This window comes from Streptomyces sp. NPDC058308 (assembly GCF_042880275.1).
Taxonomy (GTDB): domain Bacteria; phylum Actinomycetota; class Actinomycetes; order Streptomycetales; family Streptomycetaceae; genus Streptomyces.
This window is the reverse complement of sequence record NZ_JBHVZA010000020.1, coordinates 15092-36385: the sequence shown is the minus strand read 5'-3', so window position 1 is coordinate 36385 and position 21294 is coordinate 15092. Positions and strand designations below refer to the sequence as shown.

Annotated in this window: 19 protein-coding genes; 10 read left to right on the top strand and 9 right to left on the bottom strand. The window is 71.4% G+C overall.

Annotated elements, in window-relative coordinates:
- Window positions 1–45 precede the first annotated feature (45 nt).
- Together ACFVYL_RS25475 and ACFVYL_RS25470 are read right to left on the bottom strand one after the other, a co-directional pair.
- Complete coding sequence (locus ACFVYL_RS25475) at window positions 46–1761, bottom strand: Ig-like domain repeat protein (protein WP_389719742.1); 1716 nt, start codon at window positions 1759–1761, stop codon at window positions 46–48.
- A 203-nt stretch (window positions 1762–1964) separates the two neighbouring features.
- The gene (locus ACFVYL_RS25470) at window positions 1965–3809 is read right to left on the bottom strand and encodes a phosphoenolpyruvate carboxykinase (GTP) (RefSeq protein ID WP_389719740.1); all 1845 of its coding nucleotides are present in this window, start codon (window positions 3807–3809) and stop codon (window positions 1965–1967) included.
- 355 nt (window positions 3810–4164) lie between these two features.
- On the opposite strand from ACFVYL_RS25470, the gene ACFVYL_RS25465 reads away from it, so the two are divergent.
- The 3 genes from ACFVYL_RS25465 to ACFVYL_RS25455 all read left to right on the top strand — a co-directional run bounded on the left by ACFVYL_RS25465 (window position 4165) and on the right by ACFVYL_RS25455 (window position 6379).
- A complete protein-coding gene (locus ACFVYL_RS25465; protein WP_389719739.1) occupies window positions 4165–4881 on the top strand; it encodes a hemolysin III family protein in 717 nt (238 codons plus the stop codon).
- A gap of 85 nt (window positions 4882–4966) precedes the next feature.
- Entirely contained in the window at window positions 4967–5602 is a 636-nt protein-coding gene (locus ACFVYL_RS25460; RefSeq protein ID WP_389719737.1) for a TetR/AcrR family transcriptional regulator, read from the top strand.
- Between the two features lie 30 nt (window positions 5603–5632).
- Window positions 5633–6379 carry a Mut7-C RNAse domain-containing protein gene (locus tag ACFVYL_RS25455; protein ID WP_389719736.1) on the top strand — a complete coding sequence of 249 codons (747 nt, stop codon included), beginning with the start codon at window positions 5633–5635 and terminating at the stop codon, window positions 6377–6379.
- Window positions 6380–6463: 84 nt separating this feature from the next.
- Here the strand turns inward: ACFVYL_RS25455 and ACFVYL_RS25450 are convergent, their stop codons facing one another.
- Entirely contained in the window at window positions 6464–8482 is a 2019-nt protein-coding gene (locus tag ACFVYL_RS25450; protein ID WP_389719734.1) for a thioredoxin domain-containing protein, read from the bottom strand.
- Window positions 8483–8621: 139 nt separating this feature from the next.
- Here ACFVYL_RS25450 and ACFVYL_RS25445 point away from each other — a divergent pair, with 139 nt between their 5' ends.
- Both ACFVYL_RS25445 and ACFVYL_RS25440 read left to right on the top strand, forming a co-directional pair.
- Window positions 8622–9188 carry a Uma2 family endonuclease gene (locus tag ACFVYL_RS25445; RefSeq protein ID WP_389719733.1) on the top strand — a complete coding sequence of 189 codons (567 nt, stop codon included), beginning with the start codon at window positions 8622–8624 and terminating at the stop codon, window positions 9186–9188.
- A 95-nt stretch (window positions 9189–9283) separates the two neighbouring features.
- On the top strand, window positions 9284–12532 hold the full coding sequence (locus tag ACFVYL_RS25440) for a tetratricopeptide repeat protein (RefSeq protein ID WP_389719732.1): 3249 nt from the start codon (window positions 9284–9286) through the stop codon (window positions 12530–12532).
- 719 nt (window positions 12533–13251) lie between these two features.
- On the opposite strand, the gene ACFVYL_RS25435 is transcribed toward ACFVYL_RS25440, so the two are convergent.
- Together ACFVYL_RS25435 and mca are read right to left on the bottom strand one after the other, a co-directional pair.
- Entirely contained in the window at window positions 13252–13500 is a 249-nt protein-coding gene (locus ACFVYL_RS25435) for a hypothetical protein (protein WP_389719730.1), read from the bottom strand.
- Complete coding sequence (gene mca / locus ACFVYL_RS25430; RefSeq protein ID WP_389719728.1) at window positions 13493–14374, bottom strand: mycothiol conjugate amidase Mca; 882 nt, start codon at window positions 14372–14374, stop codon at window positions 13493–13495. Before mca ends, ACFVYL_RS25435 begins: the two co-directional genes overlap by 8 nt.
- A 115-nt stretch (window positions 14375–14489) precedes the next feature.
- Here mca and ACFVYL_RS25425 point away from each other — a divergent pair, with 115 nt between their 5' ends.
- Both ACFVYL_RS25425 and greA read left to right on the top strand, forming a co-directional pair.
- Complete coding sequence (locus tag ACFVYL_RS25425) at window positions 14490–14921, top strand: DUF4307 domain-containing protein (protein ID WP_389719726.1); 432 nt, start codon at window positions 14490–14492, stop codon at window positions 14919–14921.
- A 165-nt stretch (window positions 14922–15086) separates the two neighbouring features.
- Window positions 15087–15584: a transcription elongation factor GreA gene (gene greA / locus ACFVYL_RS25420; protein WP_389719725.1), complete on the top strand. Its 498-nt coding sequence runs from the start codon at window positions 15087–15089 to the stop codon at window positions 15582–15584.
- 85 nt (window positions 15585–15669) lie between these two features.
- Here the strand turns inward: greA and ACFVYL_RS25415 are convergent, their stop codons facing one another.
- The 3 genes from ACFVYL_RS25415 to ilvA all read right to left on the bottom strand — a co-directional run bounded on the left by ACFVYL_RS25415 (window position 15670) and on the right by ilvA (window position 18974).
- Window positions 15670–16527 (bottom strand): ABC transporter permease, encoded by an 858-nt coding sequence (locus ACFVYL_RS25415; RefSeq protein ID WP_389719723.1) that lies wholly within the window; start codon window positions 16525–16527, stop codon window positions 15670–15672.
- Window positions 16524–17531 carry an ATP-binding cassette domain-containing protein gene (locus ACFVYL_RS25410; protein WP_389719721.1) on the bottom strand — a complete coding sequence of 336 codons (1008 nt, stop codon included), beginning with the start codon at window positions 17529–17531 and terminating at the stop codon, window positions 16524–16526. Before ACFVYL_RS25410 ends, ACFVYL_RS25415 begins: the two co-directional genes overlap by 4 nt.
- 213 nt (window positions 17532–17744) lie before the next feature.
- Complete coding sequence (gene ilvA / locus ACFVYL_RS25405; protein WP_389719720.1) at window positions 17745–18974, bottom strand: threonine ammonia-lyase; 1230 nt, start codon at window positions 18972–18974, stop codon at window positions 17745–17747.
- A 157-nt stretch (window positions 18975–19131) separates the two neighbouring features.
- Between ilvA and ACFVYL_RS25400 the strand changes: the two genes are divergently transcribed.
- From ACFVYL_RS25400 to ACFVYL_RS25390, 3 genes are all read left to right on the top strand, one after another.
- Entirely contained in the window at window positions 19132–19650 is a 519-nt protein-coding gene (locus ACFVYL_RS25400) for a MarR family transcriptional regulator (protein WP_361715922.1), read from the top strand.
- Between the two features lie 64 nt (window positions 19651–19714).
- A complete protein-coding gene (locus ACFVYL_RS25395; RefSeq protein WP_389719719.1) occupies window positions 19715–20197 on the top strand; it encodes a sigma factor-like helix-turn-helix DNA-binding protein in 483 nt (160 codons plus the stop codon).
- Window positions 20194–20448 carry a hypothetical protein gene (locus tag ACFVYL_RS25390; RefSeq protein ID WP_389719717.1) on the top strand — a complete coding sequence of 85 codons (255 nt, stop codon included), beginning with the start codon at window positions 20194–20196 and terminating at the stop codon, window positions 20446–20448. Before ACFVYL_RS25395 ends, ACFVYL_RS25390 begins: the two co-directional genes overlap by 4 nt.
- Before the next feature lie 32 nt (window positions 20449–20480).
- Here ACFVYL_RS25390 and ACFVYL_RS25385 read toward each other — a convergent pair whose 3' ends face one another.
- Entirely contained in the window at window positions 20481–21287 is an 807-nt protein-coding gene (locus ACFVYL_RS25385; protein ID WP_389719715.1) for an SDR family oxidoreductase, read from the bottom strand.
- Between the last annotated feature and the right edge of the window lie 7 nt (window positions 21288–21294).

Here is a 21294-nt window from a genome sequence, read left to right as displayed (position 1 = left end):
CGCCGCCGTCGATGTTCTTGGGCGGGTCCCGCCGGGCGGTGCTCCTCAGCCGGTGATCCTCACCGTGGCCCGGGCGGACGAGCCCTCGTGCAGGGCGTCACCCTCGTAGCTCACCGCGTACACCGTCCTGCCCTTCCTGCCGGGCAGGTCCTTGACCTTGAAGGTGCCGTCGGCCGCCACCCGCGCCGCCGTGAGCTCCCCCGTCGTGCCGAGCCGGTCGGTGCGGGTCACCTTCAGCTCGGTCCCGGACGGCAGCGCGCGGCCCTGTCCGGTGAGGCTGCCGGTGATCTCGACGCCGCCCGCCCGGCTCGCCTCGGCGGGCGCGGTCAGCTCGATCGCCGTAGCGGCCTTGGCCACGTCCACCGTGACGGTGACGTCCTCGGCCGGGCGGTGCGTCACGTCGCCGAGGAAGCGCAGCGTGTACGTCGCCCCGCCCAGCCGGTCCGGCACGTCGAGCACGGTGAAGCTGCCGTCGGCCGCGACCTTGGCGGCCGCCACCTCCTGGGTGCCGTCGGCGTCCTTGCGGACCGCGGCGACCTTCACGGGCTCCGTGGGCGCGGGCCCGTCGAGCTCCAGCTTTCCGCGGATGCCCAGGGGTTCGCCGACGACGGGCTTCGACGGCGTGGTGGTGAGCGCGCCGGTGAAGCGGGAGTCGTACTGGGCCGCGGGCGGCTGGATGATGTGCATCCAGTACTCGCCGCCCGCCGCGCTGGTCGTGACGGCGAACAGCCTCTTCCCGTCCTTGGACCAGTCCAGACCGCGCGGCACGACACGGCTGCCGTCGAGCGGCCCCTCGAAGGCGAACTCGAACGGCGTCACGCCGTCCGCCGGATCCGCGGGCTGCACCAGCAGGTCGGCGGTGCTCCCGGCGGACGCGGCGCCGCGCGCCACGTACTTCCCGTCACCGCTGAACGCCACCGCGGAGGACCTGGCCCCCTCGGGCAGCGCCTGATAGGGCGTGCCGGCGTCCGACAGGTCACCGGCGTTCAGGAGCCTGGTGCCGTACGCGGCGTCCGCGACCGCCACCCGCTTCCCGTCGGCGCTGACCGCGACGTCCTTCAGCTGCAGCGCCCCCTTGCCCTCGCTGTCGCCGAAGCGGCGCACGGCGTCACGGACGGGGTTGTCGCCCTCCGTGTCGAAGGAGGCCAGGAAGGGGTCGGGCTCCGCGGTGCTGTTCTCCTGTCCCATGAAGAGCCGCTTCGCCCCGTCGGGCGCGGCCTCCAGCTGGAGCCGGCCCTTGGCGTTCCAGTTGGTCCGGCTGTGGGCGCCGCCGACCAGGCCGTCCAGGTCGCTCCGCGTCTCGGGACAGTCGGACACGTAGGTGGCGCTCTGGGTGGTCCACCAGGCCTTGTCGCCCGTGACGGCCACCTCGCGGCCGCAGGTCTCCTCGTAGGTGCTGGTGACCACGGTCGGCTTGAGCGTGGTGGCGTCGTAGGTCACGATCCTGGCGCGCTCGCCGGTGTACAGGGTGTTGCCGTCCGCGCTCAGCGCGAGGCCCGACACCCGGGTCTCCGTGGTCTGCCGGGAGACGAGGTGCCCCTGGAAGTCGTAGACGGCGATGACGCCCGTATTGCTCCAGGTGCCGCGGTTGTTGTCCGAGACGTAGACCCGCTCGTGCACGGAGTCCACGGCCATCGCGGAGTAGGAGGAGATCGGCAGCTTCACGACCTCGTCCGACGCGGTGGCGGCGTACGCGGCGGGCGTGCCCACCGCCACGAGCCCGGCCGAGCCGAGCGCCACCGCGAGGGCGGTTCCCGTCACACGCCCTAAGTGCCGGTTCTTCTTCAACTGTGCCCCCCACAGACCTGTTTGACGGCCCGTGACGATCAACGGGCCCCCGTGTGGGGTCATTGAAGCATGTGAGAGGAGTGTGAAGGCAAGGTGTTAAAGATGCGACCGCGTCACACGGCCGGGCCCCCGCACGCCGTTGTGCGGGGGCCCGGCCGAAAGCGGAACGGCAGAGGTCAGCCGAGACGCTGCACCAGCGCGCGGTACTCGTCCCACAGCTCGGTGGGCGTGTGGTCGCCGAAGGTGTTGAGGTGCTCGGGGACCAGCGAGGCCTCCTCGCGCCAGACCTCCTTGTCGACCGTGAGCAGGAACTCCAGGTCGTCCTTGGCCAGATCGAGGCCCTCGGTGTCCAGCGAGTCGACCGTCGGCAGGATGCCGATGGGGGTCTCGACGCCCTCGGCCTTCCCGTCGAGGCGGTCCACGATCCACTTCAGGACGCGGGAGTTCTCACCGAAGCCGGGCCACACGAACTTGCCGTCCGCGTTCTTCCGGAACCAGTTCACGTAGTAGATCTTCGGGAGCTTGGACTGGTCGGGCTTGTCCGCGCCGACCTTGACCCAGTGGGCCATGTAGTCACCCATGTTGTAGCCGCAGAACGGCAGCATCGCGAACGGGTCGCGGCGCAGCTCGCCGACCTTGCCCTCGGCCGCGGCAGTCTTCTCGCTCGCCACGTTCGCACCGAGGAAGACACCGTGCTGCCAGTTGAAGGACTCCGTCACCAGCGGCACCGCGCTGGCGCGCCGGCCGCCGAAGAGGATCGCCGAGATGGGCACGCCCTTGGGGTCCTCCCACTCGGGCGCGATGATCGGGCACTGCGAGGCGGGCGTGGTGAAGCGGGCGTTCGGGTGGGCCGCGGGGACGCCCGACTCAGGGGTCCAGTCGTTGCCCTTCCAGTCGGTGAGGTGGGCGGGAGTCTCCTCCGTCATCCCCTCCCACCAGACGTCGCCGTCATCCGTCAGCGCGACGTTGGTGAAGACCGAGTTGCCCCACAGGGTCTTCATGGCGTTGGCGTTGGTGTGCTCGCCGGTGCCGGGCGCGACGCCGAAGAAACCGGCCTCGGGGTTGATCGCGTAGAGGCGGCCGTCCTCGCCGAACCGCATCCAGGCGATGTCGTCACCGATGGTCTCGACGGTCCAGCCGCGGACGGTCGGCTCCAGCATGGCGAGGTTCGTCTTGCCGCAGGCGCTCGGGAACGCGGCGGCGACGTACTTGCTCTCGCCCTTCGGGGGCGTGAGCTTGAGGATGAGCATGTGCTCGGCCAGCCAGCCCTCGTCGCGCGCCATGACGGAGGCGATGCGCAGGGCGTAGCACTTCTTGCCGAGCAGGGCGTTGCCGCCGTAGCCCGAGCCGTACGACCAGATCTCGCGGTCCTCGGGGAAGTGCGAGATGTACTTGGTGGAGTTGCAGGGCCACGGCACGTCGGCCTCGCCGTCGGCCAGCGGCGCGCCGAGCGTGTGGACGGCCTTCACGAAGAAACCGTCCTCGCCGAGCTCGTCCAGGACCGCCTGACCCATGCGGGTCATGGTGCGCATGGAGACGGCGACGTACGCGGAGTCGGTGATCTCCACACCGATGGCGGACAGCGGTGACCCGACCGGGCCCATGCAGAACGGCACGACGTACATCGTCCGGCCGCGCATCGAGCCGCGGAAGACACCACCCTTGCCGTCGGAGCCCTGGAAGATCTCCCGCATCTCGGCGGGGGCCTTCCAGTGGTTGGTCGGGCCCGCGTCCTCCTCCTTCTCGGAGCAGATGAAGGTGCGGTCCTCGACGCGCGCGACGTCGGTCGGGTCGGATGCGGCGTAGTACGAGTTCGGGCGCAGAGTCGGGTCGAGCTTCTTGAACGTGCCCTTGGCGACGAGCTCCTCGCACAGGCGCTCGTACTCGGCCTCTGAGCCGTCGCACCAGACCACACGGTCCGGCTGCGTCAGTCCGGCGATCTCGTTGACCCAGGAGACGAGCTCCCGGTGGTTGGTCGGGGCAGTGCCCAAGGACAGGGGAGCCGCGATGTCGCGCGCCACGATTGCTCCTAATCGAGGGGTTTTTGGGATGTATGCCCCGTGGGGGCTGCGACCCGGACGCTTCACGTGAACTTCCCTAGGCGCTCATCCGGTGCCGACCGCACTCATTTGATCATCCGACGCGTTCGCGCATCTGTCCAGAGGGCTTCACACTTGAGCGGCGTGAGCATCGCCACTTGTACGGGTACGGGTGCGAGGGCGCGGATCCGTCCTCTTGTACGGCGTACCTGTTGTACGGCGTACCTGCCTGTTTGCAGCGCGGATCCGTCCGGGCGCGGATCCGTCCGGCCGCGGATCCGTCCGGCTGACGTGCGACTGATGTGCGACTTAACAGCCCGTAGGTACGATGCGGCACATGACCGCGTCTGTCCCCGAAGCGAGCCCGCAGAGCGCGGGCGAGCCGTCACTCGTTCCGCCCCCGGAAGCCATGCCGCTTCCCGCGAAGCCGAAGATGCGCGGCTGGCTGCACGCCGGCATGTTCCCCGCGGTGGTGATCGCCGGTCTGGTGCTCACCGCACTCGCGGACTCCCCGCGCGGCCGTCTCGCCTGCGGCATCTTCGCCCTGAGCGCCTGCCTCCTGTTCGGCGTGAGCGCGCTGTACCACCGGGGCAACTGGGGCCCCAGAGCCGACGGCATCCTGCGCAGGCTCGACCACTCCAACATCTTCCTGATCATCGCGGGCACCTACACCCCGCTGACGATGCTGCTCCTCCCCGACGGGAAGGGACAGTGGCTGCTCTGGGGCATCTGGGGCGCGGCCGTCGCCGGCATCGCCTTCCGGGTCTTCTGGGTCGGCGCCCCCCGCTGGCTCTACACCCCCTGCTACATCGCGATGGGCTGGGCCGCGGTCTTCTTCCTGCCGGACTTCATGCACACGGGCGGCGTCGCGGTGCTCGTCCTGGTCGTCGTCGGCGGGCTCCTCTACAGCGCGGGCGGCGTGATCTACGGCATCAAGCGCCCCAACCCCTCCCCCCGCTTCTTCGGCTTCCACGAGGTCTTCCACTCCCTGACGCTGGCCGCGTTCGCGGTGCACTACGTGGGCATCTCGCTGGTGGCCTACCAGCACGGCTGAGCCGCCCCTCCTCTCCTCAAGTGGCCGCGACCCGGAGTCGCGGCCACTTGAGGAGGGGCTCCGGCCGATGCCCGACAATGACGTCATGACGGCCGTACGAATCTCCGCCCCCGCGGGCTCCCCCCAGCCGGGCCTGCGCGAGCGCAAGAAGCTCAAGACCCGCATCGCGATCCGTGCGGCGACGTACCGGCTGATCGAGGAACAGGGGTACGAGTCGACGACGGTCGAGCAGATCGCGGAGGCCGCCGAGGTCTCCCCCTCCACGGTCTTCCGCTACTTCCCCACCAAGGAGGACATCGTCCTCACCGACGAGTACGACCCGTTCCTGGAGAGCGCGTTGCGGGAGCGGCCCGCCGACGAGCCGATCGTGGAATCCCTCCGGCACGTGCTGCGCCGGGCCGTCACCCTCGGCTTCGCGGAGGAGCCCGAGGTCTCCAGGCTGCGGACGAAGCTGATGACCGAGGTGCCCGCCGTGCGCTCCCGGATGCTGGAGAGCATGTCGGTCACCGGCGCCGTCCTGTGCCGCGTCATCGCGGAACGCACCGGACGCGAGGCTGGCGACCTGGAGGTGCGGACGTTCTCCATGGGCCTGATCGCCGCGCTCGCCGAGACCGCGGCGTACTGGGCCGAGCACGACCACAGGGACGACCTGCCCACCCTCGTGGACCGGACACTGGACAGCCTGGTCAGCGGATTCGCAGGACCGGAAAATCTCCGCTGATCCCCGTCCCGCCATGCCATCCTGACGGGCATGAACGGTCCGGAGATCCTCATCAGTTTCGCCCCCGAGCTGGGGATTTTCGTCCCGCCCGAGCGAAGGAGCGGACCCACCACGGCCGTCACCGACGGCGCGTCCACGCTCGGGCACGTCGTCGAGTCGCTCGGCGTCCCGCTGACCGAGGCCGGCGCGCTCGTGGTCGACGGCCGTGAGGTCGCCACCGCGCACGTCCCCGCGGCGGGCGAGACCGTCACCGTGCACGCCGTCACCCGCCCCCAGCCCGTCCCCGGCGCCCCGCTCCGCTTCCTCCTCGACGTCCATCTCGGCACGCTGGCCCGGCGCCTGCGCCTCCTCGGCGTCGACACGGCGTACGAGAGCACGGACATCGGCGACCCGGCGCTCGCCGCACGCTCGGCGGCCGAGCGCCGCGTCCTGCTCAGCCGTGACCGGGGCCTGCTGCGCCGCCGCGAACTGTGGGCGGGCGCGTACGTCTACAGCGACCGCCCCGACGACCAACTCCGCGACGTCCTCGGCCGCTTCACCCCCGAGCTGCGCCCCTGGACCCGCTGCAGCGCCTGCAACGGCGCCCTCCGCCCGGCCACGAAGGAGGAGGTGGCCGACCGTCTGGAGGGCGGCACCCGGGGCACGTACGACGTCTTCGCCCAGTGCGAGTCCTGCGCCCGCGTGTTCTGGCGGGGCGCCCACCACGACCGCCTCGAAGACATCGTGGAGCGGGCCGTGGCGGAGTTCGGCGGCCCCCGCGCCGCGGCGACGCCCTAGGTGTATTGACCCGGAGTGTTGTCCACACGACTGATCGGTGGGTGGCCGCCCTCCGGGCGAACGACGCGAGTTTGACGACAGGGCCTAGGAGAGCAGCCCCGCGAGGACCGCCGGGTCCGTGGTGGGCGCGTCGCAGACGAAGTTGCGGCAGACGTACGCCGTCGGGCGCCCCTCGACCAGGGGCCGGCCGGCGAGCAGCGGAAGCTCGTCGCCGCCCTCCGGGCCCGCCGCGACGACCGCTCCCGGCGCGGTGCCGAGCAGCGCCGTCCGGTGCAGGTCCCCGAGGACCTCGCCCAGGACCGCCACCTCGCGCGGGCCGTCAAGGGCCGCCTCCGCGGCCGCGAGACCGTGGCCGATGAAGCGCGGCACTCGGGGGCCGAGGGCCTTGACGATGCCGAGCGCCCGCTCCGCCGCGGTGCGGTGCGGCTCGGCGCCCGTGTGGGCCGCGTACGAGAGGAGCGCGTTCGCGGCCGCCGTCCAGCCGGAGGGCGCCGCGTTGTCCGTGGGGTCCTGCGGGCGGCGGATGAGCTGTTCCGCGTCGGCCGCCGTGTCGTACAGCGCCCCGCTCTCCGCGTCGACGAACTGCGCGAGGACGTGGTCGAGGAGGAATCCCGCGAACTCCAGCCACACGCCCTCGCCGGTCACCGACGCCAGCGCGAGGAAGCCCTCGGCCACGTCGGCGTAGTCCTCCAGGACGCCCGCGTTGGCGCCCGCACGGCCGTCCTTGGAGGTACGGGCCAGCCGTGCGCGGTCGTCCATGTGGAGCCGTACGAGGAGGTCGCCCGCGCCAACGGCGGCCGCGATCAGGTCCGGCCGGTCGAAGTAGGCACCGACCTCGGCGAGCGCGGCGATCGCGAGGCCGTTCCACGCGGCCACCACCTTGTCGTCGCGGCCCGGCGCGGGCCGCTCGGCGCGGGCCGCGAGGAGCCGCTCCCGTACGGAGGAGAGCCGCGCGGCATCCGCCAACGGCCCCTCCGCCTGCGGGAGTTGGAGCACGGACGCCCCCTTCTCGAAGGTGCCCTCCTCCGTCACGCCGAAGCAGCTCATCGCCAGCTCCGCGTCGGCCTCCCCCAGCACCTCGCGCAGCTCCCGCGGCGTCCACACGTAGTACGCGCCCTCGACATGCTCGCCCGTCACCGGGTCCGCGCTGTCGGCGTCGAGCGCGGAGGCGAAGCCGCCTTCATCGGTGCGCAGTTCGCGGACCATGAACTCCGCGGTCTCCAGAGCCACCCGACGCGCCGACTCGGAGCCCGTGACCCGCCACAGGTGGGCGTAGGCGCGGCACAGCAGCGCGTTGTCGTACAGCATCTTCTCGAAGTGGGGCACCACCCACTCGCGGTCAACGGAGTAGCGCGCGAAGCCGCCGCCGAGCTGGTCGTAGATGCCGCCGCGCGCCATCCGTTCGCAGGTGTCCGCGGCCATCTGCAGCGCGCCCTCGGCGCCCGTGCGGGCGTAGTGCCGCAGCAGGAACTCGATCGCCATGGACGGCGGGAACTTCGGCGCGCCGCCGAAGCCGCCGTGGGTCGCGTCGTAGTCGCGGGTCAGGCCGAGCAGCGCCTGGGCGAGCTCGTCCTCGCCGGGCTTCTCCTCGGCGCCCGGCGTGAGCTGTCGCTCGCCGAGGTCACGCACGATCTTGCCCGCCACCTCGGCGACCTCGCCGCGCCGGTCCGTCCACGCCCGGTGCACGCCGTCGAGGACCTGCGCGAAGGACGGCATGCCGTGCCGCGGCTCGGGCGGGAAGTACGTACCGAAGTAGAAGGGCTCGGCGTCGGCGGTGAGGAAGACGGTCATGGGCCAGCCGCCCTGGCCGGTCGCGGCCTGCACGGCCTCCATGTAGACGGCGTCGACGTCGGGCCGCTCCTCGCGGTCGACCTTGATGTTCACGAACTTCTCGTTCATGAGCGCGGCCGTCGCGGCGTCCTCGAAGGACTCGTGTGCCATGACATGACACCAGTGACACGCCGAGTAGCCGACCGACAGCAGGACGGGTACATCACGCCGCCGCGCTTCCTCGAAAGCCTCCGGCGTCCAGGGCCACCAGTCGACCGGATTGTCAGCGTGCTGAAGCAGATAGGGCGAGGTCACACCAGCCAGCCGGTTCATGCGATCCAGCCTCTCACAACGCCCAACCCTGCCGGCGAAGCGCGCGCAGCCTGCCTTGCTCAGGTGCCCTGGCATCACAGGACAGTAGGCTGAGCCCAGCAGCGCTGGACCTGTCGAGGCTCCTCGAAGGAGGTACACCATGACCGCCGAGATGGTGGCGCCCGCGTGGATGCATACGCAGATCAGCGCGCAGCAGTACGACTCCTGGTCCGAGGAGCAGTGCGCCGGCATTGAGATCGTGGACGGGATGGTCGTGGTGAGCCCGAGCGCGTCCAAGCGGCACAATCGGCTGGCCCGAATCCTGGCCAACGCCCTGGACGCCGTCGCAGGCCCGGACTGGAATGCCGACACGGATTTCGACGTCCGCCTGCAGGACGCCCCCCTCACCAACCGCCGTCCGGACGTCGTCGTCTACCGGGCAGAGACCATCGACCTCACCCCCACCCGCCCCGAACATGTACTCCTGGTCGTCGAGGTCGTGTCGCCCGGCTCGGAAACCACCGACCGGATCGTGAAGGTGGACCAGTACGCCAAGGCCGGAATCCCCTTCTATTGGCGGGTCGAACAGGCCGCCACCGGTGTCCCCATCGTCTACACCTACGTTCTCGATCCCGCCACCAAGGCCTACAGGGACGGCGAGATGTTCACCGGCGTGATCGAGGCGGCCGTGCCGTTCTCCGTCACCGTCGACCTGGGAGCCATCTGACAGCGCCGGAAGTTCCGGCTCACCCTCGCGCCCGCGCCCCGTACGCAGGACACTTGTGACCGCAGGCAACTGTTGCTCTCGGAGGGGGAACCCATATGCGGGACAGCCATCGGGCCGAGGCCGAGCGGCTGTTGGTACGGGCCGTGGAGGAGGAGGTCCGGCGTTCCGGCGGGCGCGTCGACGGGGGCGTTCTGCTCTCGCGGGCGCGCGGCGCGCTGGACGCCATGGCGCTGACGGCGGCCGAGGAGTACGAGACCTACACCGCGGCGCTCGACGAGGCCGACGCGGGACGGCTCAGTTTCGGGCAGCGTTACGCGAAGGAGGGGGCCGGAACTCCGTTGCTGGTGGCGGTGGTTGCGGCGGTCGCGGCCGGTGTATCCGACCTGTCGTTCGGTACGGGCGCCGGCACCGCCCTCGGCACCGGCACGGTCGTCGCCGTGGCGGGCGCGGCGGCGACCGTCGTGAAGGTGACGGCGTCCCACGTGCCCGCGGCCAGCCGCCGCGCGGGTGAGCTGAGCAGGCCGGGCGGCCCCGAGCAGCTGCGGCTGCAGTGGCTGACGGCGCTGGAGGTGCGCGGCATCCGGCCCTTTCTCGACCAGCAGCGCGTCCTGGCCGCCTCGACGGGTGCGCACGCGACGAAGAAGACCGCGCCCCAGCTGCGCGGCACGGACAAGAGCGCGGCGGCGCGGCGGCGCAATGTGCTGCAGCAGTCCTTCGGCCAACTCACGGAGACCGCCGCCCCGTTCGTGGGCCGCAGGGCCGAGCTGGGGCGGATCGCCCAGTGGGTGCACGCGGCGCGCGCCAGCACCGACACGCGGCCCACGGTGGTCGTGCTGCACGGTGTGCCGGGTTCGGGGCGGACCTCGCTGGCGGTGCGGGCCACGCACGATCTGCGCGACCAGTTCCGCGGGGCGTGCGTGGTGGACCTGCGCGGCGACGCCCCCGAGGACACCCCGCTGTCCACCCGCGACGCCCTGCTTCACCTCCTGAACCGGTTGGGCGCCCCGCGCGAACAGCTGCTGTTCCGGGAGCGTTCCTCGCAGGAGCAGCAGGTCAAGCGGCTCAGCGAGCTCTACCACCAGTACCTGACGGGCCTTCCGGTGACCGTCGTCCTCGACGACGCCAGCGACATCGAGCAGGTCCGTACGCTGATCCCGGAGCGCTCGGACAGCCTCGTCCTGATCACCGCGAGGGAGCCCCTTGAGCTGCCCGCCGACCTGCCGGCCTGGGTGCACGCGCTGCCGGTCGAGGCGCTCGACGAGGCGGCGGCGGAGCAACTGCTGCGGGAGTCCGCCGAGGACCTCTCCGGGCCCTACGACGCCGAAGCGGGCGACGAGGTGCGGGAGTTGTGCGGCGGCCTGCCGCTGGCCCTGCGCGCCGCGGGCTCCTCGCTCGGCCCGCGGACGCCGCGCCGGCTGGCCGCGGACCTGTCGGTGTACGGGCCCGCCGAGAAGGTCGGCCCGGTCGAGCGCGTCCTGTGGCTGCGCTACGGCGACCAGTCCGAACCGGCCCGGCGGCTGCTGCGCCGCCTCGCGCTGGCCGGGCGCGCCTCGCTGGGCACGGCCGCCGCGGCGGCGCTGCTCGGCACCGACGAGCAGGAGGCGGCCCGGCAGCTGACCGCGCTCTCCCGGGCCGGTCTGGTCGACCTGCCCCGCCCCCGCGCGGGCGGCGGAGCGCCGTCCCCGACCGTCCGCTACCGCCTGCACGACCTCGTACGCTCCTTCGCCCGGGCCCGCCTCCTCGACGAGGAGGAGCCCGCCGAGCGCACCGCCGCGCAGGAGCGCCTCATCGCCAGCTACGGCGAGCTCGCCGACACGGTGATCCGCCTGGTCGACGGCAAGACGTCCACGCGCGCGGACCAGTTCGGCCAGCACGGCTTCGCCTCCCTCGACGCGGCGCTGCGCTGGCTGGACGACGAGTCGACGTTCATCACGGCGGCCCTGCGGTACGCGGAGGGCGTCGACCAGCGGGCCGTGCTCAATCTCCTGGGCGCCCTGTGCGACTACTGCCTGCTCCGCGGCGACCTCTACCGGCTCGGCGAGATCAACGAGCTCACCCAGGCCATCGACCAGGGGCTGCTCGGCCGCAGCGTGCAGTGGCGCACGGGCATCGCGGCCCGTCAGCTCGGCGAGCTCGACCAGTCGCGCACGACGCTCAACTCCGTCGTGGACCTGTACTTCGAGGCCCACCAGGACGCGGCGGCCGCCCGTGCGCTCGGCTCCCTCGGCATCACCCTGCACCACCAGGGCAATCTGACGGAGGCCGCGGCCCGCCTCACCGAGGCGCTTGAGCTGCAGACCGCCGAGGAGCTGGCGGGCGACCGCGCGTGGACGCTGCACGCGCTCGCGGCGGTCGAGCGGGACCGCGCCCACCTGGCGCACGCGCTCGACATGCTCCGTACGGCGCTCGCTCTGCACCGCAACAGCGGCTCGGTGCACGGCGAGGCCTGGACGCACTTCCAGCTCGGCCAGCTCTGCCTGCGCATGGGCGACGTACCGCGCGCGGAGGGCGAGTTGCGGGACGCGCTCGACCTGTACGGCCGCACCCACGACGCGCGCGGCGAGGCCTGGGCCCTCACGCAGCTGGCCAGGGCCCGGCTGGTGGACGGCGATCCGTCGCCCGCGGTCGACGGCCTGCGTCAGGCGGTGTCCCGGCACCGCGACAACGACGACGCGCGCGGTGAAGCCTGGTCGCTGTACTACCTGGGCCAGGCCCTGGAGGAGACCGGCGACCTCGACCAGGCGGTGCGGGAGCTGGAGCGGGCCCGCACGATGTTCTCCCGGATGCGGGACGTGTACGGCCTGGCGTGCGCCCGGCACCACTCGGCGCGCGTGACCCGCGACCAGCGCGCAGCCCAGACGGGCTCGCTGCGCAACTCCGGTTTCGCCCGGCAGCTCCTGGTGGACGCCCGCGCCGACTTCCAGCGCATCGGTGTCGCGCACGGCGAGGCCTGGACCTGCCTGGAGCTGGTGGTCGTGGACGCGGGCAACACCCGCGCCCAGCAGGCGCTCGCGCTGTGCGACGAGGCGATCGGCCTGTTCACCTCGTACGGCGACCGGCGCGGTGAGGACTGGGCCCGCTTCCTGCGCTGCACCCTGCTGCCGTACGCCTCACCGGGCGGCTGGGAGATCGGCACGGCCGTCGCGCAGGAGGAGCTGAGCCGGCTCGCCCGCGCCGACCACCCGACCCGCGACGGCAAGCTCGCCGACTACGTCCAGGCGTACGGTCTGCTCCTGGAGCGGGGCGCCGACCTGGAGACGGGCTGGCAGGCCTGGCAGCTGGGCATGGTGCCGAGCCGCCATGCGCGGGAGGTGATGGGGGTCGACGTGCCCCAGCCGCAGTGATTCCCGGCCGCTGGGGGGCCGGGGGCGTCGTCCGCCATGGGTCCCGGCCGCTCGGGGGCCGGGAGCCTCGCCCGCTGTGGGGTCGGGGGCCTCGTCCGGTCCGCCATGGGCGCCGACACATTCCCGCGGCACCGGCGCCCATGGGTCGGACGGCGCCGCCCGGGGAGGGGAGCTGTACGCGGGCGGCACGCCCTGTCTCCACCCTCCTCTTCGCGCGGGCTCACGGCCAAAACCGTGGTGCGCAATTCCTCTACGCCAGGAGGCTCCGCGCCCCGCACGATCTCCGGTGTCCGTTTTCGGACAGGTATCCCGCAGAACGCCCAGGCGGCATTCCCACCGGTGCCGTCGTCGCTCTACCCTCACGTAGAGAGGACTGGAGCGCGACTGCCTTACGGGTCGGCGCCCATCCCTGAGCACGGCTCCCAGACCCCGGGTCGCGCACGGTTTCGCACCAGGACATGCCTGCTGGAGCCGCTCGCCGACGACACGGCTCCAGCCGCCGTTCTCCTACCGCACGGCCAGGAAACTCCCGCTTCCTGCCGGCCCAGGAGGACACCCGCGCGCGGGGAGGCGTCGGAGGGGAGCCCGCCGCCTCGCGCGCCCGACGGCCGCCGCCGCACTCATGAGCGGCGGCGGCCGTCACTCACGGCGATGACGGCTCCGGGACGGTCCTGGCGCTGCGGTCCTGGCGCTGCGGTCCTGGCGCTGCTCCGACAGTCCTAGCGCTGCTCTCCGGAAGCGGGCTTCTCGCCGTCACCGGCGGCGGCGCCGACCGAGTCCTTCTCCGGATCCTTGAAGTCGACCTTGCGCATGTGCTTGTTCATCGACTTCATCAGGCCCCAGACGGCCAGTGCCATCACCGCGAAGACGATGAAGCCCAGGACGCCGGGAGTCACCTTGTCGTCGTCGACCTCCTTGGCAAGAGGGACGAGATGCGTCATTGCCAGATGTGCGTTCACGCTAGGCATTGTCGCGGATGCCCGCAAAGAGGTCGTCCTCGGGGAGGGAAGTATCGACGAGCGACTTCGCGAGCTCGTACTCCTCCGTGGGCCAGACCTCCTTCTGGATCTCCATGGGCACGCGGAACCAGCCACCCTCGGGGTCGATCTGCGTGGCGTGCGCGATCAGCGCCTTGTCGCGGATCTCGAAGAAGTCGCCGCACGGCACGTGCGTGGTCAGCGTGCGCTCGACCCGCCCGAACTCGTCCCAGCGCTTGAGCCAGTCCCCGTACGGCGACTCCAGGCCGCGGTCGAGCATCGCGTGGTGCAGCGCCTCGGTGCGCGGCCGGTTGAAGCCCTGGTTGTAGTAGAGCTTCTGGGGCTGGAAGACCGGGCCGAACTCGCTCTCCGGGTACTTCTCGGCGTCGGCCGCACCGTCGAAGGCGACCATCGAGATCTTGTGGGTCATGATGTGGTCGGGGTGCGGGTACCCGCCGTTCTCGTCGTAGGTCGTGATGACCTGCGGACGGAAGGAACGGATCTGCCGGACCAGTTCGCCGGCCGCCTTGTCGACGTCCTCAAGGGCGAAACAGCCCTCGGGCAGCGGCGGCAGCGGGTCGCCCTCGGGCAGGCCGGAGTCGACGAAGCCGAGCCAGTCCTGCTTGACGCCGAGGATCGCGCGCGCCTCGTCCATCTCCTTCCTGCGCACCTCGTGGATGTTCTCCTGGATGTAGGTGTCACCCTGGAGCTTGGGGTTGAGGATGTCGCCGCGCTCGCCGCCCGTGCAGGTCACGACGTGCACGTCCACCCCCTCGGACACGTACTTGGCCATGGTGGCCGCGCCCTTGCTCGACTCGTCGTCGGGGTGGGCGTGCACGGCCATCAGTCGCAGCTGCTCAGTCAAGACTCGATCCTCAAGTTTTTGGGCGCCCTCGGTCATCCGGCGCAACACGCGGCTTCTATAGTGACGGAACCGGGGGGCGGAAAATTCCGGCATCCCCTGTTCCTGGAGGACGATCATGGCGGCGGCGAGCGCGAAGCTCCCCGAGGGACCTTCCGGCGGGCTCCCCGAGGGTCGGTACGGCCGCTCGCGCACGGCCGACGAAGCGGCCGACCGCAAGCTGAAGATCATCGGCTCGGTGCTCGGCGTGCTCCTGCTCGGCATGGTCGGCTGGTTCGGCTACGACTACATCGACGGCACGAAGGTCAGCGGCGAGGTCATCAAGTTCGACGTCGTGTCGGACCACGCCGTCGAGGCCCACCTGGAAGTGCGCAAGGACGCCGACGCGCGCGGCTACTGCACCCTGCGCTCGCAGGCCGAGTCCGGTGCCGAGGTGGGCCGTGCGGACTTCCGCTTCGACGAGCGCTCGGGCCGGATCGACCGGACCGTCACGCTGCGTACAACGGGGAAGGCCACCAACGTCGAGCTGCTGGGTTGCCACTCCGACTGAATCGACCGGCTTTACCGCGCTCACCTGCGTTGACGCAAATCTGACGGCTTATGTCCTCCCCCTGGGGCGCCTGAATTGTTAGGCTCGTGGTTTCGCCCACCCGTGAAGGAACATCCTTCTGGGTAGGGCGATGCTTTGTATTCCCAGTACCTACGAGGAGCACCTGTGACCCAGACCAGCGAAAACGTCACCTGGCTGACCCAGGAGGCGTACAACCAGCTCAAGGCCGAGCTGGAGTACCTGTCTGGTCCCGCGCGCACCGAGATCGCGGCGAAGATCGCGGCAGCGCGTGAGGAGGGCGACCTGCGCGAGAACGGCGGGTACCACGCGGCCAAGGAGGAGCAGGGCAAGCAGGAGCTCCGCGTCCGCCAGCTGACCCAGCTCCTGGAGACCGCGCGGGTCGGCGAGGCGCCCGCCGACGACGGTGTCGTGGAGCCGGGCATGGTCGTGACCATCGCCTTCGACGGCGACGAGGACGACACCACGACGTTCCTGCTCGCCTCCCGTGAGTACGCGAGCGGCGACATCGAGACGTACTCGCCGCAGTCCCCGCTGGGCACGGGCGTGAACGGCAAGAAGATCGGCGAGAACGCGGAGTACGAGCTGCCGAACGGCAAGTTCGCCTCCGTGAAGATCCTCGAGGCCAAGCCGTACAAGGCCTAGCGCGCTCCTCGAGCTCCGCATATGACAGGGCCCCCGGCGCCGTGAGCACCGGGGGCCCTGTCATGTCCTGTCCGCTCCCGTGCGGTCAGGCCGTCGCCGAGCGGTACTTGCGGACCGCCAGCGTCCGGAAGACCACGAGGATGATCACGGACCACAGCAGCGACGCCCACACCGGGTGCTGCATGGGCCAGGCGTCCGGGGTCCTGAAGCCGGGCGGCAGATTGCCGAAGAGTTCCCGGCAGGCCTGGACCGTGGTGCTGAACGGGTTCCACTCGGCGATGTGCCGGAAGAACGTCGGCAGTTTGTTGGAGTCCACGAAGGCGTTCGAGATGAACGTCAGCGGAAACAGCCAGATCAGGCCACCGGAGGTCGCCGCCTCCGGCGTACGGACCGAGAGGCCGATCAGGGCGCCGATCCACGAGAAGGCATAGCCGAGCAGGAGCAGCAGGCCGAAGCCCGCGAGGACCTTGCCGAAGTTCTCGTGGGTGCGCCAGCCGATGAGGAGCGCGACCAGGGCGAGCACGACCAGTGTCAGGGCCGTCTGCACCAGGTCGGCCACGGTGCGCCCGGTGAGGACCGCGCCCCGGGCCATGGGCAGCGACCGGAAGCGGTCGATGAGTCCCTTGTGCATGTCGTCGGCGATCCCCGCCCCCGCGCCCGCGGTGGCGAAGGTGACGGTCTGCGCGAAGATGCCCGCCATCAGGAAGTTGCGGTAGTCCTGCGAGGACAGGGAGCCGCCGACCTGGATGGAGCCGCCGAAGACGTACGTGAACAGGATCACGAACATCACCGGCTGGATGAGCCCGAACAGGACCATCTCGGGAATCCTGCTCATGCGGATCAGGTTCCGGCGGGCGATGACCAGGGAGTCCCTGACGGACTGGCCGATGCCGCCGGAGGGCCTGGGGCCCGCCGTGGGCACGGCGTCGGTGGCGGTGCTCACTTGTCGGCCTCCTCCTCGCGCTGGGGGTCGGTCACGGCGCTCTCGCCGTTGCCCTCGGCCGACTGCTCGGCGACATGGCCCGTGAGGGAGATGAAGACGTCGTCGAGGGTCGGGCGGCGCAGACCGATGTCGTCGATCTCGATACCGCGGGTGTCCAGTTCGCGGATGACCTCCGCGAGCAGCTTGGCGCCGCCGGTGACCGGGACGGTCAGCTTGCGGGTGTGCCGGGCGACGGCGACCTCGCCCTTGCCGAAGCCCCGCAGCACCTCGGCGGCGGTGGCGATGTGGTCGGCGTCGTGCACCACGACCTCGACGCGCTCACCGCCGGTCCTGGCCTTGAGCTGGTCGGAGGTGCCGCGGGCGATGACGCGGCCGTGGTCGACGACGCAGATGTCGTGCGCCAGGTGGTCGGCCTCTTCCAGGTACTGGGTGGTCAGGAGCAGGGTGGTGCCGCCCGCGACGAGTTCCTGGATGACTTCCCACAGCTGCTGGCGGTTGCGCGGGTCGAGGCCGGTGGTCGGCTCGTCCATGAACATCACCGGCGGGGAGACGACCAGCGCGGCGGCGAGGTCGAGGCGGCGGCGCATACCGCCCGAGTACGTCTTGGAGGGGCGGTCGGCGGCGTCGGCGAGGTTGAACCGATCGAGCAGCTCGGCCGCCCGGGCCTTGGCCTCCTTGGCCTTCATCTGATAGAGCTGGCCGACCATCTGCAGGTTCTCACGGCCTGTCAGATACTCGTCCACGGCGGCGAATTGACCGGAGAGGCCGATGGAACGCCGCACCTCGTTGGGGTGCTTGAGGACGTCGACGCCCGCGACGACCGCCTTGCCGCTGTCCGGTGTGAGCAGCGTGGTCAGGCAGCGGACCGCCGTGGTCTTTCCCGCGCCGTTCGGCCCGAGGAGGCCGAGTACGGTTCCTTCCGGGACATCGAGATCGACGCCGTCCAGAGCCCTTACGTCGCCGAAGGTCTTCACCAGGCCTTCGGCGTAGATGGCGCCTGGCATGTGGGTTCTCCCAGGGTGTGGGTGACTTCCTGCAAAAGAGCTTAGATTTGCCGGACTTGGCCCGCCCGGCGAACGGGTGACACGGGACACACCATAACGCGATACATCGCGTTGCCTCAGCTGTTTTCCGAAAGACGGGCCAAGAATCCGGGAGACCCCTACGGCCCCGGCCGCCGGGCCCCTACGGCCCCGGTCCCCGCGCCCCCTACGGCCTCAGCCGATGACCGTGTAACCCGCCGCCCGCAGCGCCGCGCCCACCTCCGTGCAGTGCGCGGGCCCCTTCGTCTCCAGGTGCAGCTCGACCTCCGCCTCCGTCAGCCCCAGCCGCGGGTCGGTCCGTACGTGACTCACGTCCAGGACGTTGGCGTCCACCTCCGACAGGACCCCGAGGAGCGTGGCCAGCGCGCCCGGGCGGTCGGTCAGGCGCAACCGCAGCGAGAGGTAGCGGCCCGCCGCCGCCATGCCGTGCCGCAGGATCCGCTGCATCAGGAGCGGGTCCACGTTGCCGCCGGACAGCAGCGCCACCACCGGCCCCTCGAACGCCTTCGGATCGCTCAGCAGGGCCGCGACCGGGCTGGCCCCGGCCGGTTCCACGACCATCTTGGCCCGCTCCAGACAGAGCAGCAGGGCGCTGGACAGCTCGTCCTCGGAGACCGTCACGACGCTGTCGACCAGCTCCTCGAAGAGCTGGAACGGCACGTCGCCGGGGCGCCCGACCTTGATGCCGTCGGCCATCGTCGCGGGGTTCTCGATCGACACCGGGCGCCCGGCGGCCAGCGAGGGCGGATAGGCCGCGGCGCCCGCCGCCTGCACGCCGACCACCCGCACGTCCGGGCGCAGCGCCTTGACCGCGACCGCGATGCCCGCCGCGAGGCCGCCGCCCCCGACGCCGACGAGGAGGGTGCGCACCTCCGGGCACTGCTCCAGGATCTCCAGGCCGACCGTGCCCTGGCCCGCGATGATGTCCGGGTGGTCGAAGGGGTGGATGAAGACGGCGCCCGTCTCGTACGCGTACTCCTGCGCGGCGGCCAGCGTCTCGTCGACCACCTGACCGTGCAGCCGCACCTCGGCGCCGTACTCCCGGGTGGCCGCGACCTTGGGCAGCGGCGCCCCGGCCGGCATGAAGACCGTGGAGCGCACGCCGAGGAGCGAGGAGGCGAGGGCCACGCCCTGCGCGTGGTTGCCCGCGCTGGCGGCGACGACACCGGCGGCGCGCTCCTCGGGGAGCAGGCCCGCGATCCGTACGTACGCGCCGCGGAGCTTGAAGGAGCCGGTCCGCTGGAGGTTCTCGCACTTGAGGTGCACTGGAGCCCCGACCAGCTGGGACAGGTGCCGGCTGCCCTCCATCGCGGTCGTCCGGGCCACTCCGGAGAGCATCTTCTGCGCGCCGCGCACGTCGTCGAGGGTGACCGTCGGCAAGGAGTGAGGCGTGCGGTAGCTCATGTCGGCAAGTCTTGCAGCCGGCGCCCCGTTCCTCCTGGGACGACCAAGGGACGAGACCGTTCTCCTCGTAGGTTTGCGCAGCGCAGGTACGGGGCGCGCCCCGGCCGCGTACCCTGTCCCCCAACCCATCGCCCTCGCATGAAGTGAGCCCCCGGCCATGCCCACAACTCCGGACATGACGACCGCCAGCGACCCCGGCCTCCTGGACAGCCTCCAGCACCAGGTGGCCGTCTTCGCACGCCGCGCGGAGCAGACGCGCCTCGGCGGCGTAGGCCAGGTCCGCAACTCCATGGACCGCGCCGCGTACCTGCTGCTCAACCGGCTCGACAAGGAAGGCCCGATGGGCGTCAAGGCGCTTGCCGCGAGCATGGGCATCGACTCCTCGACGGTCACCCGGCAGGTCGCCCCGCTGGTCGACACCGGACTCGTCAAGCGCACCTCGCACCCCGAGGACGGCCGCGCCGTGGTCCTGCAGCTCTCACCGCGCGGCCAGGCCAGACTCGACGAGGTGCGCTCCTCGCGCCGCGAACTCATGGCCGAGCTGACCCAGGAATGGGCTCCGGAGGAGCGCGAGAGCTTCTGCGCGCTCCTCACACGCTTCAATTCCGCCCTCTCGGCACGACAGACGTCCCAGACGGCCCCCGCGGGAGAAGTTCCGGCCACTCCGGAGTCTTGACCCCGGCCCCGCATCTGGCATCGGATGAGACCGGGACCCCCCTTCCTTTTGGCCGGGAGGCGTGGTGCGAGAACGGCAGGCGCTCCAGAGCGCCCGCCGTGCCCGGGAGTTCGAGGCGTTCGTCGCGGGCGCGGCAGGGCGGCTCCTGCATGCCTCGACGCTGCTCACCGCCGAGCTCCCGGACGACAACCCACGCGCGCGTGCCCTGCTGACCGCGGCCCTCGCCCACACGTACGCGACGTGGGACCGGCTGCGCGGCGAGGACCCCTACGACCGCACCCGCCAGCAGCTCGCCGTCCGCTTCGGGCGCGCGGCCTGGCGCCGTCACCGCGGCCACGGCGGGGTCCTGGCCGGGCTCAGCCCCCAGGAGCGGCTGATACTCGTCCTGCGGGTGTACGAGGGCGTGGCCGAGGAGCAGACGGCGGCGCTCCTCGGGCTGCCGGCGGAGCGGGTCGCGCTGATCTGCGCCCGCGCCACGGCGACGGCCCTGCACCCGCGGGGCGGGCCCGCCCCGCCCGCGGCGCTGAGCGGGACGGCCCCCTCATGAGCCAGTACGAGCGCAAGGAACAGGCCGTGCGGCGCCTCCTTGAGGGCACGGCGCCCGCTGTGCCGCCCGAACTCCTCCACGACGCGGTGCGGCGCGGCAGCCGGCTGCTGCGGCGCCGTACGGCGGTGCGGCGGCTGTTCTGGACCCTGCTGTTCGCCGCGGCGGTGGCGTTCGTGGTGTGGGCCTCGCTCACCCGGCCGTGGGTGGAGCCGCCCTCGGACACGACTCCACCCCTGACCCGGTGGGGCTAGGCGGGCTGCTCGTCGAACGCGCTCCGTACCGGTCACGCACGGGAGGCGAGGTGTCGCCACTCGTCCCACATGTCGAGCCGCTTCCGATAGGCCGACTCGACAACCGGATAGGGGTAGGTGCCCAGAAAGAGCCGCAGCGGTGGTTCGTCGGTGTCGACGAGGTCGAGGACGACGGCGGCGGTGCCTCGCGCGTCCTGGGGCGTGCGGTCGGACGCACCGGCCCGGCGCGCTGCGCGGACGGGTTCGTAGGAGGGGAGCGGCTCGGTGTGCACCGCGGAGGCGCCCGCCCAGTCGGTGCCGTAGGGACCGGGTTCAACGAGGGTCACGTTGATCCCGAACGGAGCGACCTCCTGGGCCAGGGCCTCGCTCATCCCCTCCAGGGCCCACTTGGAGGCGTTGTACAGCCCGAGCGTGGGGAAGGCGGCGAGGCCACCGAGGCTGGAAACCTGCAGGATGTGTCCGCTGCCTTGGGTCCGCAGGTACGGCAGGGCCGCCTGCGTCACCCACAGCGGGCCGAACAGGTTGGTGTCGAGCTGCGCGCGGGCCTGTTCCTCGGTGGTTTCCTCGACCATGCCGAACAGGCCGTAACCCGCGTTGTTGACGACCACGTCGAGGCGGCCGAAGACCTCGGCGGCCCGCCCCACCGCGGTGGTCACGGCGGTGCGGTCGGTCACGTCGAGGCGGAGCGGGAGGACAGCGTCCCCGTGGACGTCGAGGAGGGGTCGCAGGGTCTCGGGATCGCGTGCGGTGGCGGCGACGCGGTCGCCGCGTTCGAGAGCGGCTTCTGCCCAGACACGGCCGAAGCCGCGGGACGCGCCGGTGATGAACCAAGTCTTCATGGCACCG

What these genes read in the sequence shown, in the direction of transcription:
- ACFVYL_RS25410 (WP_389719721.1), bottom strand. Translation starts at nt 17,531, where the DNA reads ATGCCAGGCGCCATCTACGCCGAAGGCCTGGTGAAGACCTTCGGCGAC.
- ACFVYL_RS25450 (WP_389719734.1), bottom strand. Translation starts at nt 8,482, where the DNA reads ATGAACCGGCTGGCTGGTGTGACCTCGCCCTATCTGCTTCAGCACGCT.
- ACFVYL_RS25460 (WP_389719737.1), top strand. Translation starts at nt 4,967, where the DNA reads ATGACGGCCGTACGAATCTCCGCCCCCGCGGGCTCCCCCCAGCCGGGC.
- ilvA (WP_389719720.1), bottom strand. Translation starts at nt 18,974, where the DNA reads ATGAGCTACCGCACGCCTCACTCCTTGCCGACGGTCACCCTCGACGAC.
- ACFVYL_RS25465 (WP_389719739.1), top strand. Translation starts at nt 4,165, where the DNA reads ATGACCGCGTCTGTCCCCGAAGCGAGCCCGCAGAGCGCGGGCGAGCCG.
- ACFVYL_RS25445 (WP_389719733.1), top strand. Translation starts at nt 8,622, where the DNA reads ATGACCGCCGAGATGGTGGCGCCCGCGTGGATGCATACGCAGATCAGC.
- ACFVYL_RS25400 (WP_361715922.1), top strand. Translation starts at nt 19,132, where the DNA reads ATGCCCACAACTCCGGACATGACGACCGCCAGCGACCCCGGCCTCCTG.
- ACFVYL_RS25390 (WP_389719717.1), top strand. Translation starts at nt 20,194, where the DNA reads ATGAGCCAGTACGAGCGCAAGGAACAGGCCGTGCGGCGCCTCCTTGAG.
- ACFVYL_RS25425 (WP_389719726.1), top strand. Translation starts at nt 14,490, where the DNA reads ATGGCGGCGGCGAGCGCGAAGCTCCCCGAGGGACCTTCCGGCGGGCTC.
- ACFVYL_RS25455 (WP_389719736.1), top strand. Translation starts at nt 5,633, where the DNA reads ATGAACGGTCCGGAGATCCTCATCAGTTTCGCCCCCGAGCTGGGGATT.
- ACFVYL_RS25385 (WP_389719715.1), bottom strand. Translation starts at nt 21,287, where the DNA reads ATGAAGACTTGGTTCATCACCGGCGCGTCCCGCGGCTTCGGCCGTGTC.
- ACFVYL_RS25440 (WP_389719732.1), top strand. Translation starts at nt 9,284, where the DNA reads ATGCGGGACAGCCATCGGGCCGAGGCCGAGCGGCTGTTGGTACGGGCC.
- ACFVYL_RS25435 (WP_389719730.1), bottom strand. Translation starts at nt 13,500, where the DNA reads ATGCCTAGCGTGAACGCACATCTGGCAATGACGCATCTCGTCCCTCTT.